The organism is Luteibacter sp., assembly GCF_051958795.1.
Lineage (GTDB): Bacteria > Pseudomonadota > Gammaproteobacteria > Xanthomonadales > Rhodanobacteraceae > Luteibacter.
In genome coordinates, this window is record NZ_JBQCFT010000420.1 from 1 (window position 1) to 17,550 (window position 17,550).

General features: G+C 63.1%; 14 protein-coding genes. 7 read left to right on the forward strand and 7 right to left on the reverse strand.

Translation table 11 applies throughout. The features are described from left to right. Nucleotides 1-5,323 (forward strand): hypothetical protein (locus ACTHLF_RS21095; protein WP_440330175.1); only part of this gene is annotated, 5,323 nt, incomplete at its 5' end. A 380-nt stretch (nt 5,324-5,703) separates the two neighbouring features. Here the strand turns inward: ACTHLF_RS21095 and ACTHLF_RS21100 are convergent. Continuing rightward, nucleotides 5,704-5,895: a DUF3606 domain-containing protein gene (locus ACTHLF_RS21100; RefSeq protein ID WP_440330177.1), complete on the reverse strand. Its 192-nt coding sequence runs from the start codon at nt 5,893-5,895 to the stop codon at nt 5,704-5,706. 67 nt (nt 5,896-5,962) lie between these two features. Then, nucleotides 5,963-6,157 carry a hypothetical protein gene (locus ACTHLF_RS21105; protein WP_440330179.1) on the reverse strand — a complete coding sequence of 65 codons (195 nt, stop codon included), beginning with the start codon at nt 6,155-6,157 and terminating at the stop codon, nt 5,963-5,965. Between the two features lie 132 nt (nt 6,158-6,289). Between ACTHLF_RS21105 and ACTHLF_RS21110 the strand changes: the two genes are divergently transcribed. Continuing rightward, complete coding sequence (locus ACTHLF_RS21110; protein ID WP_440330181.1) at nt 6,290-6,478, forward strand: DUF3606 domain-containing protein; 189 nt, start codon at nt 6,290-6,292, stop codon at nt 6,476-6,478. A 317-nt stretch (nt 6,479-6,795) separates the two neighbouring features. Continuing rightward, complete coding sequence (locus tag ACTHLF_RS21115; protein WP_440330183.1) at nt 6,796-7,035, forward strand: hypothetical protein; 240 nt, start codon at nt 6,796-6,798, stop codon at nt 7,033-7,035. 495 nt (nt 7,036-7,530) lie between these two features. Here ACTHLF_RS21115 and ACTHLF_RS21120 read toward each other — a convergent pair whose 3' ends face one another. Then, complete coding sequence (locus ACTHLF_RS21120) at nt 7,531-7,788, reverse strand: hypothetical protein (RefSeq protein WP_440330185.1); 258 nt, start codon at nt 7,786-7,788, stop codon at nt 7,531-7,533. Nucleotides 7,789-8,254: 466 nt separating this feature from the next. On the opposite strand from ACTHLF_RS21120, the gene ACTHLF_RS21125 reads away from it, so the two are divergent. Beyond that, nucleotides 8,255-8,443 (forward strand): DUF3606 domain-containing protein, encoded by a 189-nt coding sequence (locus ACTHLF_RS21125; RefSeq protein ID WP_440330187.1) that lies wholly within the window; start codon nt 8,255-8,257, stop codon nt 8,441-8,443. Between the two features lie 557 nt (nt 8,444-9,000). Here the strand turns inward: ACTHLF_RS21125 and ACTHLF_RS21130 are convergent. Continuing rightward, on the reverse strand, nt 9,001-10,011 hold the full coding sequence (locus ACTHLF_RS21130; protein WP_440330189.1) for a zinc-dependent alcohol dehydrogenase family protein: 1,011 nt from the start codon (nt 10,009-10,011) through the stop codon (nt 9,001-9,003). 100 nt (nt 10,012-10,111) lie between these two features. On the opposite strand from ACTHLF_RS21130, the gene ACTHLF_RS21135 reads away from it, so the two are divergent. After that, on the forward strand, nt 10,112-11,092 hold the full coding sequence (locus ACTHLF_RS21135; RefSeq protein ID WP_440330191.1) for a LysR substrate-binding domain-containing protein: 981 nt from the start codon (nt 10,112-10,114) through the stop codon (nt 11,090-11,092). A gap of 157 nt (nt 11,093-11,249) precedes the next feature. Then, nucleotides 11,250-11,522: a hypothetical protein gene (locus ACTHLF_RS21140; RefSeq protein ID WP_440330193.1), complete on the forward strand. Its 273-nt coding sequence runs from the start codon at nt 11,250-11,252 to the stop codon at nt 11,520-11,522. A 443-nt stretch (nt 11,523-11,965) separates the two neighbouring features. Here ACTHLF_RS21140 and ACTHLF_RS21145 read toward each other — a convergent pair whose 3' ends face one another. From ACTHLF_RS21145 to ACTHLF_RS21155, 3 genes are all read right to left on the reverse strand, one after another. Then, the gene (locus ACTHLF_RS21145) at nt 11,966-13,759 is read right to left on the reverse strand and encodes a glycoside hydrolase family 15 protein (protein WP_440330195.1); all 1,794 of its coding nucleotides are present in this window, start codon (nt 13,757-13,759) and stop codon (nt 11,966-11,968) included. Between the two features lie 446 nt (nt 13,760-14,205). Next, nucleotides 14,206-14,841 (reverse strand): GIY-YIG nuclease family protein, encoded by a 636-nt coding sequence (locus tag ACTHLF_RS21150; protein WP_440330197.1) that lies wholly within the window; start codon nt 14,839-14,841, stop codon nt 14,206-14,208. A gap of 255 nt (nt 14,842-15,096) precedes the next feature. Then, nucleotides 15,097-15,999, reverse strand: a complete 903-nt coding sequence (locus ACTHLF_RS21155; protein ID WP_440330199.1) for an SDR family oxidoreductase — start codon at nt 15,997-15,999, stop codon at nt 15,097-15,099. A 131-nt stretch (nt 16,000-16,130) separates the two neighbouring features. On the opposite strand from ACTHLF_RS21155, the gene ACTHLF_RS21160 reads away from it, so the two are divergent. Beyond that, nucleotides 16,131-17,294, forward strand: coding sequence for a zinc-dependent alcohol dehydrogenase (locus ACTHLF_RS21160; RefSeq protein ID WP_440330201.1), 1,164 nt, complete (start codon nt 16,131-16,133; stop codon nt 17,292-17,294). Nucleotides 17,295-17,550 lie beyond the last annotated feature (256 nt).

Consider the following 17,550-nt stretch of genomic DNA (forward strand, 5'->3'; position numbering starts at 1 on the left):
GGTGCGATCTGAAGGTGGCCGCGGCGGAGACGGAACGGGGTCATACTCAAACATTGGCATTGGCATTGGTGGCAATGGCGGCGCGGGTGGCCGCGGCGGCGCTGTCCAGGTCACTCTCGGCCTCGACACGTCCGATGACGAGCTCATTCCGACGATCACTGCCGTCGGCGCCCCTACCGCCGCCACCGGCTCGGTCGTCGTCGTTGATAAGAGTGGCAACACAGCTCAGGCCGCAGACCTCGCTGCAGGTGTTCTCGCCCAGAGCCTCGGCGGCTTGGGTGGCGCGGGAGGAAACGGCGACGGGACCGTTAGCACCGCCGGCACGGGTGGTGACGCCGGCGATGCCGGTAGTGTCAACGTAACCGTCCAGAATGCCAACATTGCGACCACGGGGTTCGCCGCGGCGGGCATCGTTGCCCAATCCGTTGGCGGCGCTGGCGGCGACGGCTCCGGTGCCGCAGGCATCTTTTACAAGAAGGGTGGCAATGGCGGCGCCGGCGGCGCGTCGGGCGCGGTCGGCGTCCAGCTGGGGTACAGCTCGAACACGACCTGGCCCTTCAACACCGTGTCCACCGTCGGTGCGGACTCGATCGGTGTCATCGCCCAGTCCATTGGCGGCGGTGGTGGCGCGGGCGGTGCCGTCGAGGCCGGTTCGCTGCTCGCCGGCGTCGCCATCGGCGGCAACGGCGAAAAGGGCGGCGCGGCAAGCTCGGTGACGCTGGACAATGGTGTCCAGGGCTCGGGCGACAATCCTACGGAAGCGGGTTTCATCGTCAGCACCCGCGGACAGAACTCCAGCGGCCTGGTGGCGCAGTCCATTGGCGGCGGCGGCGGTACGGGCGGCTCGGCGCAGAACACGAATCTGGGCGCCTTCAACTACACAGTGGGCGGCAACGGCGGCAGCGGCGGCAGCGCGGGCACGCCGGGCACCACGCAGGTAACGGCGGAAAACCTCGGCATCGTCAGCACAGTCGGTGGCCATGCCAAGGGCATTGTCGCCCAGGCCGTGGGTGGCGGTGGCGGCGATGGCGGCGCGGCCATGGCCCAGAGCGCGAGCGACCTGCTCAACGTGCAGGTGACCGTCGGCGGTTCCGGTGGCACAGGCGGTACGTCGGGCGACGTCGTTTCGGTGAACGGTGGCCAGGTCCTGACCAACGGCGCAAATGCCTACGGCATGCTTGCACAGAGCGTCAGCGGCGGCGGCGGTAACGGCGGATCGAGCGTGTCCGATGTGTTCCAGCTGCCGGGTGCCGATGAGGTCCCGCAACTGACCGTCAACACCTCCGTCGGCGGTAACGGCGGCGACGGCTCGGCGAGCGGCAACGTGGACGCCACCAACAACGGCGTCATCATGACGGCCGGCGCCGCGTCGCACGGTATTATGGCGCAGAGCATCAGCAACGGCGGCGGCAACGGCGGTGACGCGACCGCCTTCACGGCCGTGGGACAGACAGGCCCGTCGCTCACGGTGAACACCAGCGTCGGCGGCAACGGCGGCGGGGCCGCGCAGGCTGGCAACGTCACCGTGGAAAACGGCGGCACAGCGCTCGTCTGGACCCTGGGCGACAGCGCCGATGGCATCTATGCACAGAGCGTCGGCGGCGGTGGCGGCTCCGGCGGCACGGCCAAGGCGACGACGGAGTTCCTCGGGTCTTACAAGGGCAGTAACTCGAAACTGAACATGCACCTTGGCGGCAGCGGCGGAAACGGCTCGTCCGGCGGAACGGTGCAGGCGACCAATGACGGCAACGTCCTGACCATGGGCGACAACAGCAACGGCATCTTCGCGCAGAGCGTGGGTGGCGGTGGCGGCCGCGCGACGGGTGGTACGGAGGCAGGCGCCGGCGGCAGCATCAAGGAGACCATTACGGTGACCGGTGACGGCAGCGTCGCCGGGAACGGTGGCGCGGTCACCGCGACGAACAACGGCAACATCGTCACGTACGGCGGTGATTCGGCGGGTATCCTCGCTCAATCGATCGGCGGCGGTGGCGGCAAGGCTGGCACCGGCAGCACCGCGGGCCTTCCCGCGACTGGCGTTACGTTGTCGAAGTATCTCGCCGCAAGCGGCGCGCTGAAGGGTCATATCGCCACCTACGGCGGCGTGGAGTCGTTCACGCCTGGCGGCTTCGCCCTCGTCGATTTCTCAACGCTCAAGGCCTGGGGAGCCGATTACCTCGGCTACGCCGCGCAAAACGATCTGCCGTCGCCCGACGCCAAGGGTGGCGCGGTGGACGCTGAGCTGAATGTCGGTGGCGGCACCGGCGGCGACCAGGGTGCCGCGGCATCCGGCGACGGCAATATCGCCACCGCCACGAACACGGCAGCCATCCAGACCTATGGCCCTGCGTCCTCGGGCATTGTCGCCCAGAGCATCGGCGGCGGTGGTGGACAGGCGGGCACCACGGCCGCCAACCACAAGCAAACCAGCAGCGGCAACACCGCGACGCTGACGGTAAACCTCGGCTCGCACACGAACAACGCTGGGGACGGCAACACGGCGACCGTGAACAACAGCGGCCAGATCGCGACGCAGGGTGATGCGAGTTTCGGCATGTTCGCGCAGTCGGTGGGCGGCGGCGGTGGCGAAACGGTGATGACTGCAAGCGACTACGCGACGTCGAACGGCAAGCCTGTGCAGATAAATTTGGCGAAGGGGATCTTCGCCCTGGGCAAGGGCGGCGATGTCGTCGCTACCAACAGCGGCAGCATCACCACGGCGGGGAACGATGCCGTCGGCATCGTGGCTCAGAGTATCGGCGGCAGCGGCGGCACGGCTGTGGTCATGCAGACCGGCGCCACTGCCAACGGCCAGGCGATCGGCGTAACGAATCCTCTGGCGGACGCCAGCGGCAGCGGCAACACGGTTACCGCAGGGAGCAACGAGCTTCCCGACGGCAACACCTGGGCCGCCTGCGCGCCGGTCATGACCGGCCTGGGCTACAACACGTGCGGCAACGGAGGCAACGCTTCGGTCACAACGACCTCGGGTAGCACGGTGAGCACCGCCGGGCGCGATGCCTACGGCATCCTGGCGCAGTCCATCGGAGGCGGCGGCGGCTGGGTCGTGGGGCTGACCGAAGCCAATGGCAGCAATCCGTTCGACGCGCCGACAATGGGCGGCAACGGCGGTGACATCGCGCTGACGCTCGGCGGCAGCATCAGCACGACGGGCGCTGGCGCCTACGGTGTCCTTGCGCAGACGGTCGGTGGTGGCGGCATCCTTGGCGGCGATGTCGCCAATGCAGGGAATGTCGTGCGGCTTCCAGGGTCGCTCAATGGCGGCGACAACAAGACGCGTGCCGGCAATGGCGGCAACATTACCGTCACCAATACCGGCAGCATCGCCACCACGGGCGATTATGCCCACGCCATTTTCGCGCAGAGCATCGGGGGCGGTGGTGGCACCTGGGCAACGGCAAATGCGGATCCGGCCCAGTTGGGCAACCTTGTGATGGGCACCGCTCGCGGCATTGGTACGGCCGGTGCTATCAAGATCGAAAACAGCGGCATAGTCTCCGCCAGCGGCAAGGGGGCCAACGCTATCCTTACGAACACGGAGGCGGAAAACGGGCAGTCCAATGTGACGATCGATAACGATGCCGGTGGCCAGATCAGGGGCAACGCCTCGGCGGCTGCAATCAACCTGACCGGGACCGTTGCCAACGGGAACGGTACGGTCAACAACGCCGGCACCATCGCCAATGCGCAGGGCACCGCCGTCAGCGCGCAGACCTATGCCGTGGTGAATAACCAGGCCGGCGGGAGGATCCTCGGCGACCTGTCGGTCGGCGCCAGCGGCTCCCTCCTCAATGAAGGCTACTGGGGCACCAATACCTCAAGCACGGTCGGCACCGCCACCAACGTCGGCATGCTCGACATCGATGGCGCGAACGGCGGCCGCACCACGGCCATGAGCACCATCGCCGGCAATCTTATCGACACCGGTACGATCCAGGCGCATGTGGATTTCTACGGAAAGACCGCGAGCTACCTGTCCGTGCAAAACGGCATCACGTTCACCAACGGCTCCTCCATCCTCATTGCACCCACGACGCTCAAGCCCGATACGCCTGTCGCCATCATGGGTGCGGGCAACTACTTTGGAACCGCGAAGCCGAACGTCACCGATGCGGGCAACAACTACCTGTTCAACGACTCGCTCTCATGGGGGCCAATCGATCTGAGTGTGCAGGCCAGTGGCGCATCGCACTTCGCGAGCACGGCGGCTGCTGCCACCAGCAACCAGAACCTGCTTAGCACGGCTGGCTATCTCGACAGCAACTGGAATTCGAGCGCCACGCAGGCGATGTCGCAGACCTATGCCCGACTGGCGGGCGTGAGCAACGCAGCCCAGTACGTCTCCGCGCTGCAGTCGTTGTCAAACGAGGGTGCGTCTGCCGCCAGTGTCAACCATGTAGTAACAAGTAATGCGTTCGTAGAGCGAATGAATAGCTGTCCCCGCTTTGACGGCGACATGTTCCAGCACGAGCACGACTGCGCCTGGGGCCGCGTCATCAGCAACAGCACCGACCGCGACGTAGCCAGCGATAGCATGGGCTACCACCAGAGTGGCCAGGTCTTTCAGCTGGGCGGACAGAAGGAGGTGGCGGACGATTGGTTCGTCGGAGGATCGATCTCGTCCGACCACACGAGCCTGAGCGCCACAGCCACGCAGGGTTCGGTGAGCGGCGAAGGCTGGACCGCGGGCTTGATCGCGAAGCACCAGATGGGCGACTGGCTGGTCTCCGCTGCCGTGGAAGGCGGCCAGATGACCTACCATTCCACCCGCTATGCGCCTTTCTATGATCTCGGCGGCCTTGCACGGGGTAAGTTCGATGTAACCAATTGGGGTCTGCACTCGCGTGTCAGCCGCCAGTTCGCATTCGACAACTGGTATTTGAAACCGTATGCCGATTTGCATGCTACGCGGATCGATTCGGACGGCTACACTGAGCAAGGTGGGGGCGCTTCGGACCTGAAGATCGCCGGGTCGCACGCCAATGTGATTGCGGCCTCGCCAATGCTGGAGGCCGGAAGCAAGTTCGACATGGGCAGCGACACGACGCTACAGGTGTACGCCGGTCTGGGCGGGGCCTTCTACAACCAGGGCAACCTCTCGACCAACATGCAGCTCGCCGACCAGCCCGGTCCAGCCTACTTCAGCCAGTCGAGCACTCTGCCTAAGGAACGCTTGAAGACCACTGCTGGACTGGACCTGAAAACCGGGGACCACTGGGACGTGCGTTTGGAATACTCTGGTGAATTTGCCAATCACCTGACGTCTGACACAGGCGCGCTGAAAGTTAGCTACAAGTTTTGATCCAATATGCCGCGGCATGGACGCCGCGACATATCGACTTTTATGCCTACCTTCGAGCATCGCATCGTAGATGTACGATGCGAGTCAGGCAGCCGTGACGGGCCTCGCGAGCGCAAGCTGATCGTACCCCATCGAGATCCAACGGTGCGTCTGGTTCATTCATGCAGATCAGGATGGCCGGCACGAAAGGGAATTGGGCTTAAGTTCTGCACCAGCGCAGCGCCGCCGATATGTGGCATCTGGTCGTCGGAAATGATGACGTCTTCCGGCTCACTAACGTCCGCGGCGGTCTCAAGACAGAGCGACCGTCACTGGCTGGGCTTGCCCTAATACCACAGTTGTAGCGGCGGCAGCGTACAACTTGGTGTGAGAAATAGAAATCACCGGCAGTTGGACTTCCGCCGCCTCAACTCGCTAAGGACATCAGCCGAAGAGTTGCCCACGCGTTTAACGGCCGCCGTGAGCGTCTGTTCCGAGATCCCGAGCGCCTTCATCCAATATCGGACATCGTCCCGCCGGGTTAGGTCGATTTGTTCGCGCGTCTTCGATCGCTTGTGTGTTCCAGCCGCCATATGATCCTTCCATCCGATCTCGGCGCGTACGGGGTCCAGACGCTCGACCGTCTGGGTATATCAGTGCCTACTTCTGGGACGGCTCCTGTGAGCCGTTGTCCTGCCCTCTATCGCGCCTGCTCCTCTCGTCGTTGGGCTTTTGCCCCGGGCTCGTCTTCGCATCGTTATTGGGATCGGGCTGGTTCTGCGTGCGTTCGTCGTTGCTCATGGCGTTCTCCTCGTTGGGCATCAACGGTGCGCGTACGTTGATGACGAAACTCATAGTTTATTGTTCCCTACCGGTGACGCCTCTCGCCCATCGTCACATCCGTGACGAGGTGACCAAAGATCCATCCCGTTACAGCAGCGTAACCGTCGACGTGTTATCGATACATCTCTCCAGAGGTCGCCCCCGGTGTCCATCGATCAGTTCGTCGCTGCGCCGGCAGACCTGACTAAGGTAGACGTTTGCTTTCGACCTGATATGCGTTACTGGACGCGCGTGCTGGACGTCACCGAGGTCGAGTTGCGGAAGGCGGAGATGGCCGTTGGCCCGGCCTCTTGGGACGTTCGCGTCGAAACTCGCCGACATCGCAGAAAGTGAAGGACCAGGCGCGCCGCCGCGTTTTCATCTTCTTCCCCGCGATGAACACACGATCCTGGCGGGTGCTTGCCGGATCGAGCTCGCAAACGTTTGAGTCCGAATGGCTTGCTGTGGAGCATGCTCTCGGTCTAGCGCATGCGCTGGGTGGGTCGCGTATGGTCGATGTAGTGAAGGAGACCAGGTCAGGGAGCTGGATGCCAGTGGCTCAACCGGGTTAGCGATGCATCACAAGACGCCGACCTTCTACACTCGCTTTTACATTCGACCCCATGAATGAGCGCATCGTTGGGGCACTGAATCCGACTGGGAGATCATGCATGTCGCTGCCCCTTCCAGTTGATGGGTTCTGGGTATCAACGGTCACTCTTCCCGCGTCCAGGGAAGGCGAACAGTGGTGCGGACACTGGTTCATTTACAGCCAGCGGCCGGACCTCGAAGAAAACGCTGACGCTCTTCCGCTGTTCGAGGGCAGCACCGGGCCATACGACGATGAGCGGGAAGCTGAGCGCGCGGCGAAGATGGCGGGCCGTCGTCGAGCGCAGGCCATGGCAACCTGATTACATACCGGGCACGATCGCTGCCAGGAATCGATTAGGAAATTCACCCATGCTGCTCACCCACGGTAACTTCTACATCGAGGTCGGTCTCGCGCGCCGATGCCCTGAGGGCCGTTTTACCGTGGCGTGGGCGGTGTACCTCACCCGTCGCGAGCTGGGGCCGTGACGGCTGCCAGCGCATAGCGCGGCGACTGCGGTATCCGGTGCTCGTGTGAAATAAAACCCGTGCCATACTAAAACCGCTCGGCTAAGGTTCCCCTTCCATCCCCCACCTTAGTCGGGAAGTCGACCCTTTCCGCTGAGACAGCCGAAAAGGCCGGCGGCAGCCTTGCATGCGTCCGGATGTGTAGATCGGGAACAGTCGCTCTATGCATGGGTGCAAGGGCCTATCACGTCATCCTGCGTGCTTAGGTGGCCTAGTGCGCCGTAGCTCGACTACGGCGGACCAGGTCCGTTCCGGTCGCACTGCCTGCGATCGCTGGCGAAAGGAGCGTGTCACGCCTCGTCCGGCTCCAGCAGGCCAGATGCCGAAGGTTCTTTGCTCATCCAGCCGCGCGGCTTAAACAGTACGTGCTCAATATGACCAGCAAAGAGCGCGTCGATATAGGCACCCTCGAGCATCGCTTGTAGGCGGCGAGCGGTCACGGCCTCCCCAAGGAAGTGTGCTTGAGCCTCGCGAGATGAGAGGCCGTCCTGCTCGAGTTGCTCGATGACGACGCGTAAGTTGGCTCGACGGGCGGCTTGGGTCGGCATAAGGACACACGAATCGGCTGGCATGCATAGCCGTACGTAAACTGGGCGGCTATGGATGCATCGGCAGACGAAAGCATTCCTTGAGCAAACTCAGTTCACGTATGTGATGAGCTCGATCAGGGCGTTCCGCTCGGCGGGTTTTCCCTGTAGCAGTCCAGACAGCCTTGGGGAACAATCCTGGACCCCAGTCGTCGCCATTTTGCATACCAGACATTGTGTCTGGGACGGTAATTGTCTTTGCCGAAGTTCTTCTTGACGTTTGTAGCCCGTTGCTGGGCCGGGGTGAGAAAGCGGCGCTGACGCATGGTTAGAGCCTCGGGGTAGGTACCAAGACTCTGCTTGAATCGCGTCTCACGAAGAGATGTTTGGGCACGACTCGTGACCTCCGTGTTCCTACCGCCATGGCCTCCTCACACTTAGATAACGCAGTGAGTGTCATAGCTGCCTTGGTCCAGAGGTTACTCCCATGCCCATCAACAAGTTCGTCGCTGCCCCGGCAGATTTGACGAAGGTAGACGTTTGCCTTCGGTCCGACATGAGTTATTGGACGCGCGTTCTGGGCGTGAGCGAAGTTGAGCTTCGCAAAGCAGTAATGACCGTCGGCGCAGCGTCATGGGACGTCCGTGCGGAAATCCGCCGGCGTCGCAGAAAGTGAAGGATCAGGCGCGCCGACGGATCTTTATCTTCTTCCCGGCCATGAACACTCGGACGTGGCGGGTACTGGCCGCATCGAGTTCGGAGACCTTTGAGTCCGAATGGCTGGCGGTGGAACATGCCCTGGCGTTGGCACAGGCTTTGGGTGGCTCTCGGATGGTTGATGTCCTGAAGGAGACGAGATCCGGCGGCTGGCTCCCAGTGATGCAGCGGGTGTAAGGGTGGCTCGCAACGAGAGCGTTGCGGACGCTGGACGACCCAAAACTCGGACGGCGCACCGGGCATCTTCAGGAGCTTGCGAGGGCGAATCCCCTAAAACGAATGGCCCACGACCGGCGCGGTTGAGCCATTCTGTACCTGACTCGAAATCAGTCCCATGCCGACTTGTGCGTCATCGCCTTCGCGGGCGATCCCACTAGCGCTTCCGGATGCTCGCTCAGCAACTCGAGCGCGATGTCGGAGCTATCCCTCAAGTGGGGCAATAAGCCCCACCGTGAGTCGTCCCGGCTGAAATACCCGCGCAAACCCCGGGTGATGGGCGAAACGGTTCATGGGTCGTTACGCGACGTTAATCACGACCTTCCCGAACGCACCTCGCGCCAGATGCTCGTAAGCTTCGCGGGCTTGGGCAAACGGGTAAATGGTATCGATGACCGGCTTGATCGCGTGGTTCTCGAGGAACACATTCATCCGCTCGAATGCCTTGAGTGTTCCTACCGCGATTCCACGAATGGTGGTCTGGCGGAAGATCACCGGCATGATGTCGAGGTTCGCTGTCTGACCAGTCAGGAATCCGATCTGGGCAATCGCGCCGCCGGCGCGCGCGGCCTGGACGGACTGGTTGAGTCCATCACCGCCGGCGACGTCAAGGACCAGGTCAGCACCCTTCCCTGCCGTCAAGCGCAGCACCTCGTCCTCCCATTTCGGGTGGCTCCGGTAGTTAACGAGGTCATCGGCACCCAGGGCCGCCGCACGCTCGAGGTTTTCCTTGCGGCTCGACGTAATGATCACCCGAGCTCCTAGCGCCTTGGCGATCTGAACGGCAAAGATCGACACGCCTCCGGTGCCTTGCACCAACACGGTCTGGCCAGGCTGGACGTTGGCGAAGTCGACGAGTGCGTACCACGCAGTGAGTGCGGCAATGGGCAAGGTCGCCGCTTCGGCATCCGTCATATTTGCCGGTGCCCGGGCGACGCGATCCTCGTGCAGGATCATGTACTCGGCCAGGCCTCCGGGGAGGGGCATCCCGATGCAGTGTGCGGGGGCGTCCGGGAGCGGATCAGCGTCGATCCAGGTGGAATAGAGGTGCGAATTGACCCGATCGCCAACCTCAAACTTCGTCGCACCCTCGCCCACCGCAACCACGGTACCGGCCGCGTCGCTGACGGGAATCAGGGGCTTGGGAACGAGGTGCGGCTCATAGATGCCGTCGACGATGGCCTTGTCGCGAAAATTAAGCGAGACAGCGCCAACCTTCACCAGCAATTCGCCCTTCTTTGGCGTCGGGGTGGGAGTGTCGCCAAGAACCAGGTTATCGAGCCCAAAACCGTTTAACAGCCACGCTTTCATACCTACTCCGCATTTTAGTGGGCCGGCTTAGTCCGGCAGACCACACCATTGTTCGGCCGCGGATCGGGTTAATAAATGCGGGAACGGGATCAACATTGTTATGCTCATCCGAAACAATGGCGGTCACCCACGGCATCGCTTCGCCGTCTCAGACCTCACGGAGATCATCATGGAGTTGTTGCAAGCGATGCGACTGTTCTCTCGCCTGGCGGAGCTGCAGAGCTTTACTAAGGCGGCAGAGGCCCTGCAGATGAGTCGGCCCAAAGTCACAGTCGCGATCGGGGAGTTGGAATCAACCTTGGGGGTTCGCCTGTTTCAGCGCACGACGCGTAGCGTCAGCCTCACTCCGGCAGGCGAAGCATTTTTGGCAAGGGCTGACGAAATCCTGGCCAGGGTGTCCGACGCGACGACGATGTTCGGTGCCTCTGGTGGAGCAGCCTCCGGCCGCCTACGGATCGACGTGCCTGCAGCATTCGCGGTTCAGCCCTTCATGCGCCACCTCGGCGCCTTCCGACAGGCGCATCCCGGTGTTGTCCTGGCGCTAGGCGTCAGCGATCGGTCTATCGATCTCGTGGCAGAAGGGGTCGATTGCGCCATCCGAATAGGTGAGCTGCAAAACTCCAGTCTTGTCGGACGACGCCTGGGAGCTATCCGCATGCTCACTTGCGCCGCGCCCGCTTACCTAGAAGCGCATGGCACACCCGCTAGTCCCCCGGAACTCGAGCAACACCTTGCCATCAATTTCCAGTCAGGAATCAGCCATCGTGTTTTGCCGTGGCAGTTCACGGAGAATGGAGCCGAGTCGAGCGTGGTGTGCGCCAGTTCGATCTTGGTAGATGATTCCACCGCCTATGTGCAGTGCGCGTTGGCAGGGTTTGGTATCGTGCAAGTGCCAGGCCTTCTCGTTGACAAATACTTGCGCGATGGCTCATTGGTCGAAGTCCTTTCGTCCTACAGGCCGTTACCCAAGCCTGTGTCGATCCTCTACCCCAGCCGCACCTTTGTCGCCCCACAGATCCGGGCTTTTATCGAGTGGCTGCAACTGACCTTCGTCTCGATGGACCCGGCCTGGCTGGAGTAGAGGGCATTTAATGTGGAGCTGGCGACGCAAATGACTGAGACGCAGCGCGACATGCATATCACCACTCATCGGCCAATTCCGATTACGTCGGTGGCAGCGTCAGACACGGCCGCCTGTGAATGAGGCGTTTGCCTGAGATGCTCTAGGAGGTGGGCCGATGTCGGACGATGCCGTCGAACACGACGCCGAAGCACTGCTGCGAGAAGGACAATCGCTGCGGGATGCGCTCTTGGCCTGCGACTTGACCGAGGTCCGCTTTTGCGCACGACAAATGGCGACCGTTGCTGCCTTGCTTGGCTTTGCGTCGGTCGAGGCCGCCGCGGCCCTCCTGATCGACACGCTGGGACCCGAGGGTACAGCGCCGCGTCAAACTATGCGGCGGCCATTTTCTCACTGTCCGACGCCCTCGAATTGGCGATCAAAGAGCTGAAGCGGTAACAAGCATTTCCTCCTCGAGGAACTGGCCACGCGCGGGTCGGATCGGATCATCTGGTGCATCCGATGAATATTTCGGCGCCGGTGGCGCGATCGCGTCGGCTCTGGCCTCTCGCCCGCCTGCGTGCGGCGCGGTCATCCAGCGCCGCACGCAGGCGGCAGGCGGGGAGGGTGACATTGGGGAGCACAGCCTGCGCGCCGGGTCCATCACGGAGGCGCGGCGCGCTGGCGTCCCCTTGGCCGACGTCATGGCCTTATCCGGTCACCGCAGTGTCGTCAGCGTGGGGGGTACCACCGCTCGGGCGCCCTCGCCGAGAGCGCGGGGGCACGGCTTCTCGAGAACGAAGCCTGGAATTGAACGATGGTTCCAGGCGCCATGCCCCATGTACAAGAGGCGTATTCGGCAACAGCAACCGGATGCGAACCCTCTCCCGGGGCTCAAAGCTCGCCGCCTGCCACCGTAACGATGGCATGCACCGCGGCAAGATGGCTCAGCCCCTGCGGAAGATTCCCCAGCCAGGCGCCTGTGTCGCCGTCCACCATTTCCGCGAGTGTGCCGGGACCGCCCGCCAAGCCAGCCAGGACACCGTCCAGCGTCGCTTCGGCTTTTGCATGATCGCCGAGCAGTTGCCAAGCCTCGGCCATCCAGAACGTGCACGCAAGAAAGCAACCCTCCTGACCACGCGCGCTGGAATACCGATAGTGGAACGGTCCGTGGGCGAGCTCGCGATCGATGGCGACCATGGTGCGCCGTAACCGCTCATGGCCATCGAAGCCAAAGCGAACCGCCAGTGCCAGCGAGGCATCCAGCTGATCGCTACCGGGAAAGAACACGAAGGCGTCCTTCGCCGTGGACCAGCAATGCTCCCCCACCCAGTGGCCGATGCGGTCGCGCTCACGTGCCCAACGATCACGGCATGTGGTGGGCAGGTGGCCGCCGTCGGCGAGGTCAACGGCACGCGCTAGCGCCTGCCAGGCGCTCTCCTTCGACATGGTGTAGTGCCGCGGCTCGGGCAGTTCCCAGATACCTGAATCGGGCAGACGCCAGCTTTCGGCGCAGCGATCGGCCAAGGCCGACAGCGTGGCCGCCGTTTCGGCGTCGAGGACGTTACCGCCCTTGACGAACCGCGCCGCCGTTTCGAGGATGTCACCGAACACTCCGTGCTGATGCTGGCCGGTGACCCGGTTACCGATGACCACCGGGCGCGAATCGCGATAGCCACGTATGGTCACTTCCTCCACGTCCGGCGGCGCGTCGCCGCGCAAGGTGTAGAAGAGATCGCCTTCGCTCTCGCGCAGCCGCGCGATCAGCCAGGTGAACGCCGCCTTCGCCTCGGCCATGGCGCCAATGCGCAAGAAGGCCTTTATGGTGTAGCCCGCGTCGCGGACCCAGGCGAAACGATAGTCGTAGTTCTTGTCGCCGCCGATCCGTTCCGGCAGCGATGTCGTCCCGGCCGCAGCGATAGCGCCTGTGGGGGAGTACAAAAGCAGCTTCAGCGACAACGCGTGGCGCACCAAGGCATCGCGCCGTGGTCCTGTAAATCGCACGTCCTCGCTCCATCGCCGCCACTCGGCATCGGAAATATCGACACGCGCGTCGATATCGCTGATGGACGGCACCACGAGCGGCTCGTCGCGCCCCGCAATAATCGCCAGGACTTCCCGGTCGCCCGGCTCGACGAAGAACTTGCCACGCAGACCCGCGTCGGTTTCCTTGTCTATGACGACGCCGTTACTACAGAGGAAAACGCCGAGCACGCGGCCGACATGAAAGACGCGCTGCACCTCGGCCCCGCTAACGTAGGGGTTGACCTTGTCGGCCTGGCGCCCCGGTCGGAAGTGGACGTGGAATGTCACTGTGCCCTCCAGACCGTCGACGCGCCGTGCCAGCTCCTCCCACGGCAGCCGCCCGGCGCTACCACTGTTGAGTGACTCGGTCACCTGTGCAACGCCCGTGGCCGTGTGGAACGTGGTCTGGAGCACATTACTGGCGTCGCGGTACACGCGTTCCACCGACAGCAGCTTTTCGGCTTCGAGGAGAAAATAGCCGCCCTCCTCCGGATCGAGCAGGCGATCGAACAGGGGTGGGGAATCCATGTTGGGCACGCACCACCAATCAATGCTCCCATCCGCACCGACCAAGGCTACCGTACGGCCATCGCCGAGGACGCCGTACGCCTCGAGCGGCAAAAAACCGTCCGTCCGGGCATGCTGAAAGAACGCTGGCGGCATGGGGGAGTCCTCATCGAAAGCGGAGATGACAGCAGTTATCTCGTGCAACGGACGTATGTGCGGCGCTTTCGACATCGCACAAACGCTTTAGGGATCCGGCATGGCTTACGTTGTGTGCCGGGGGACGACTTGCTGTCACGTGCCATGGGCGACGATGGTGAAATGGCAAGCACGGAACGGGTGCGATGATTTCGCCGCCCTTGCGTGACGAATAAGGCGCCCGTGTGGGGATTGGACACGTTTCCTCCACCGCTTGATCCTCGGTGCTTGTCTCCGTGGGCGGACGATGGAGGGGCGGCCACTTATGCGCGCCCACTGGGCTGGTCGGCATAAGCGCTGGACGACCTGGCACGGCACGGCCATCTGGCACACAGAGCTTCTTGAAAAGCCGCCCATCAGTTCGACCCAGGAGATGGCCATCGCGTACGGGCGCATGTATTGTCGCATTAGTCTAAGAGGTGATAGCGCTCTTCATACCACCGCAGAACTTCTTCGGGCATCAGGGTCCTCACTGGAAGACCGACTGCCGCGTAGCGCGCGATCGCTAGCGCGAGCATATCTTCCGCGCCATGGGCGTCGTGATCATAGGCCTGCGCCTCGATCATCGCTTCGTAAAGCCGGGCCGCCCAGTCGTACGCGCGGTCGGTATGTTCATCCAAGCGCTTAGCGAGCCATGCCCGCAGAGGCGCGATCACCTCGTGGCCGCCAGCAACAGCCAATAAGCGCGCCTGCGCCGTCACAAGCGGATCGATACCCGCATACCATTCGGTTTTTCCGGCCGCCGCCGCTCGCGTCTCGAGCGGCGCGGCGACGCGCGAAGGCGCAACACTGGCGTGCAGAGCACGCTCAATCTTGCGCGCCTCCGCAACGGCGTCAACCGCGACAAGAAGGCCCCTCTCCAGGTCAAAGAATGTATGAAAGCGCCTATGCAAGTCGACGAATCGGCGCAGCGGGTCGCGTGCGAAGCCCACCTTCACCAGATCGCGGTCACGGCACGGCAGCACATAAACAAATGCTCGGCCGCGAGAAACCGTGCGCGGCTCGCGGGGCCCAAGGTCGTCCCGAGGCAGTTTATTAGTCATCAGGAGAGTTACCTCCACGTCGCCTAGCGGGGGCGCATCTCAAAGCCTATGGCGTCTGGCGATGCCGCGACTTACCGCTGCCGCCCCGCACCGTCTAACCGATCCGGAGCCTTAGACGCTACGGTCCCGAAACGAGGGGCAGTCGCTCGGCAATAAGGCCAACGAGGTCCCACGGGCACCTGCGCATCGTACTACCGGCAAGCCTCTCAACCGGTTGAATCAAACGGCGCAGGTCTTACGACGGTCGCTGGTTTCTTAGGGCAAGGGATTACCGCCCGTCACGCCATATGTCTCACCCGTCGTGAAGCTCGACTCGTTTGACGCGAGAAGCACGTAGACCGGCGCGCACTCCACCCGCTGCCCCGGGCGCTTGAGCGGAACCTGTGAGCCGAAATCCTTCAGCTTCTCCATCGGCTGGCCGCCGGATGGCTGCAGTGGCGTCCAAATCGGGCCAGGTGCGACCGCGTTCACGCGGATGCCTCGCTCGGCCACCTGGCCCGCCAGCGCCTTGGTGAAGGCAACGATCGCCGCCTTGGTCGACGCGTAATCGAGCAGGATGGCGGAGGGATCGTACGACTGGATGCTCGCCGTGTTCACGATCGTGCTGCCGGCCGGCATGATTTCCAGCGCAGCCTTGCACAGCCAGAACAGCCCGTAGACGTTCGTCTTGAAGGTGGCGTCGAACTGGTCGGTCGTGATGTCCTCGATCGACTTCTGGTGCGTTTGCTTGCCGGCCACGTTGGCCAGGATGTCGAGGCCGCCGAGCGCGTCGCTGGCTTGCTTGACCAGCGACCGGCAGAACGCTTCGTCCTTCAGGTCACCCGGGATACCCTTGGCGACGACGCCTTCCTTCTCGAGCAAGGCGACGACCTCCTTTGCATCCTCTTCTTCCTCAGGCAGGTAATTGATAACGACATCCGCACCTTCTTTCGCGAAGGCGATGGCGGCAGCGCGGCCAATACCGCTATCCCCACCGGTGACCAGCGCGCGCCGGCCCTTCAGCCGACCGCTACCCTTGTAGCTCGTCTCGCCGTGGTCGGCCGGGGGATTCAGCTTGTGCACCGTGCCCGGCGCGGATTGCTTCGGCGTATCGAACGGCGGGCCCGGAAAGCGCGTGGTGGGATCGACGAGGGCGGGCGTGCTCGTGGTGTCGTTCATAGGATGCTCCGGCGGAAACCAAATACGGTAGGTCACGCTTCGTTCCCGCGCCGTCTAAGGTTCGAAGGCAATTGCTCACCCGCCGTTGAGTCCGGACATGGGACGGTCAGCGTTTAGACGAGGAGAGTCCTGTGAAAGCACTGACCTACCACGGCTCCAAAGATGTGCGGGTAGAAACCGTGCCCGATCCCATTCTTGAGCAGGAAGACGACATCATTCTGCGCGTGACGGCGACCGCGATCTGCGGCTCCGACCTGCACCTGTATCACGGCAAGATCCCTGAGACGAAGCACGGTGACATCTTCGGTCATGAGTTCATGGGCGTGGTGGAGGACACTGGACCCGCCGTCACGAACGTGAAGAAGGGCGATCGCGTCGTGATCCCGTTCGTGATCGCGTGCGGCAAATGTTTCTTCTGTGAGCACGACCAGTTTGCGGCGTGCGAGACCACCAATCCGGACGCAGGCGCTAGCCTGCGCAAGCGTCCGCAGATGACTCCGCCGGCGGCATTGTTCGGTTATTCCCACCTCTATGGTGGCGTGCCAGGCGGTCAGGCCGAACTCGTTCGCGTGCCCAAGGCGAATGTCGGCCCCTTCGCCATTCCCGGCAGCCTTAGCGACGAGCGCGTGCTGTTCATGTCAGACATCCTGCCCACGGGTTACCAGGCGGTCCTCAACGCGAAAATCAGCGAGGGCTCCACGGTTGCCATTTTCGGCGCAGGCCCCGTGGGCCTGATGGCCGCAGCCTGCGCGCGCATGCTGGGAGCGGAACGGATCTACATGGTTGACTCGGAGAAGTACCGGCTCGATTTTGCCGTGAGCGCCTACGACGTCATCCCCGTGGACTTCAGCAGCGTGGACCCCTCGGAGTTTATCCTGCACAACACCGGCGGGCGCGGCGTTGATGCGAGCATCGATGCCGTGGGCTTCGAAGCCAAGGGCAGTACAACCGAGACCGTGTTGAGCACGCTCAAGCTCGAGACGAGTTCGGGCGAGGTCATCCGCCAGTGCATTACCGCGACACGCCGCGGCGGCATCGTCAGCATCCCCGGCGTCTATGCCGGCTTCATCCACGCCTTCCTCATCGGTGATGCCTTCGACAAGGGGCTGACGCTGGCCATGGGCCAGACCCATGTCCAGCGCTACCTGCCCGAGCTACTCGATTTTATCGAGGACGGCAGCCTCGATCCCGAGATCATCATCTCGCACCGGCTGAAACTGGCCGATGCGGCACGAGGCTACGAAGTCTTCGACAAAAAGGAAGAAGACTGCCGAAAAGTCGTCCTGACGCCGTGACCCCGAGTGCTCATTCCGATGCGCCGGCGGCGTCACGATGCGGGTCCTCCGCCACACATGAGGGCTCGGTCGTCAGTCCGTGCCGAACTTCCGGATATCCATAGACAGGTCGCAGCGCGATCCCGGATGGACACGTCCTCGGCGTAGCGCCCTGCTGGCGGGCTTTCACGTGTGTCAGGCCCTCCTCACGGCGCGCCGTCAACGTGTCAACAGCTATCCCGCCACGTTTATGCGGCCAGCCACGAGAAGGAGCCAG

Bases quoted from the DNA above. Each gene is read 5' to 3' on its own strand.
- ACTHLF_RS21100 (WP_440330177.1), bottom strand. From the start codon at position 5,895: ATGGCGGCTGGAACACACAAGCGATCGAAGACGCGCGAACAAATCGAC.
- ACTHLF_RS21105 (WP_440330179.1), bottom strand. From the start codon at position 6,157: ATGAGTTTCGTCATCAACGTACGCGCACCGTTGATGCCCAACGAGGAG.
- ACTHLF_RS21115 (WP_440330183.1), top strand. From the start codon at position 6,796: ATGTCGCTGCCCCTTCCAGTTGATGGGTTCTGGGTATCAACGGTCACT.
- ACTHLF_RS21120 (WP_440330185.1), bottom strand. From the start codon at position 7,788: ATGCCGACCCAAGCCGCCCGTCGAGCCAACTTACGCGTCGTCATCGAG.
- ACTHLF_RS21125 (WP_440330187.1), top strand. From the start codon at position 8,255: ATGCCCATCAACAAGTTCGTCGCTGCCCCGGCAGATTTGACGAAGGTA.
- ACTHLF_RS21130 (WP_440330189.1), bottom strand. From the start codon at position 10,011: ATGAAAGCGTGGCTGTTAAACGGTTTTGGGCTCGATAACCTGGTTCTT.
- ACTHLF_RS21135 (WP_440330191.1), top strand. From the start codon at position 10,112: ATGCTCATCCGAAACAATGGCGGTCACCCACGGCATCGCTTCGCCGTC.
- ACTHLF_RS21140 (WP_440330193.1), top strand. From the start codon at position 11,250: ATGTCGGACGATGCCGTCGAACACGACGCCGAAGCACTGCTGCGAGAA.
- ACTHLF_RS21145 (WP_440330195.1), bottom strand. From the start codon at position 13,759: ATGCCGCCAGCGTTCTTTCAGCATGCCCGGACGGACGGTTTTTTGCCG.
- ACTHLF_RS21150 (WP_440330197.1), bottom strand. From the start codon at position 14,841: ATGACTAATAAACTGCCTCGGGACGACCTTGGGCCCCGCGAGCCGCGC.
- ACTHLF_RS21155 (WP_440330199.1), bottom strand. From the start codon at position 15,999: ATGAACGACACCACGAGCACGCCCGCCCTCGTCGATCCCACCACGCGC.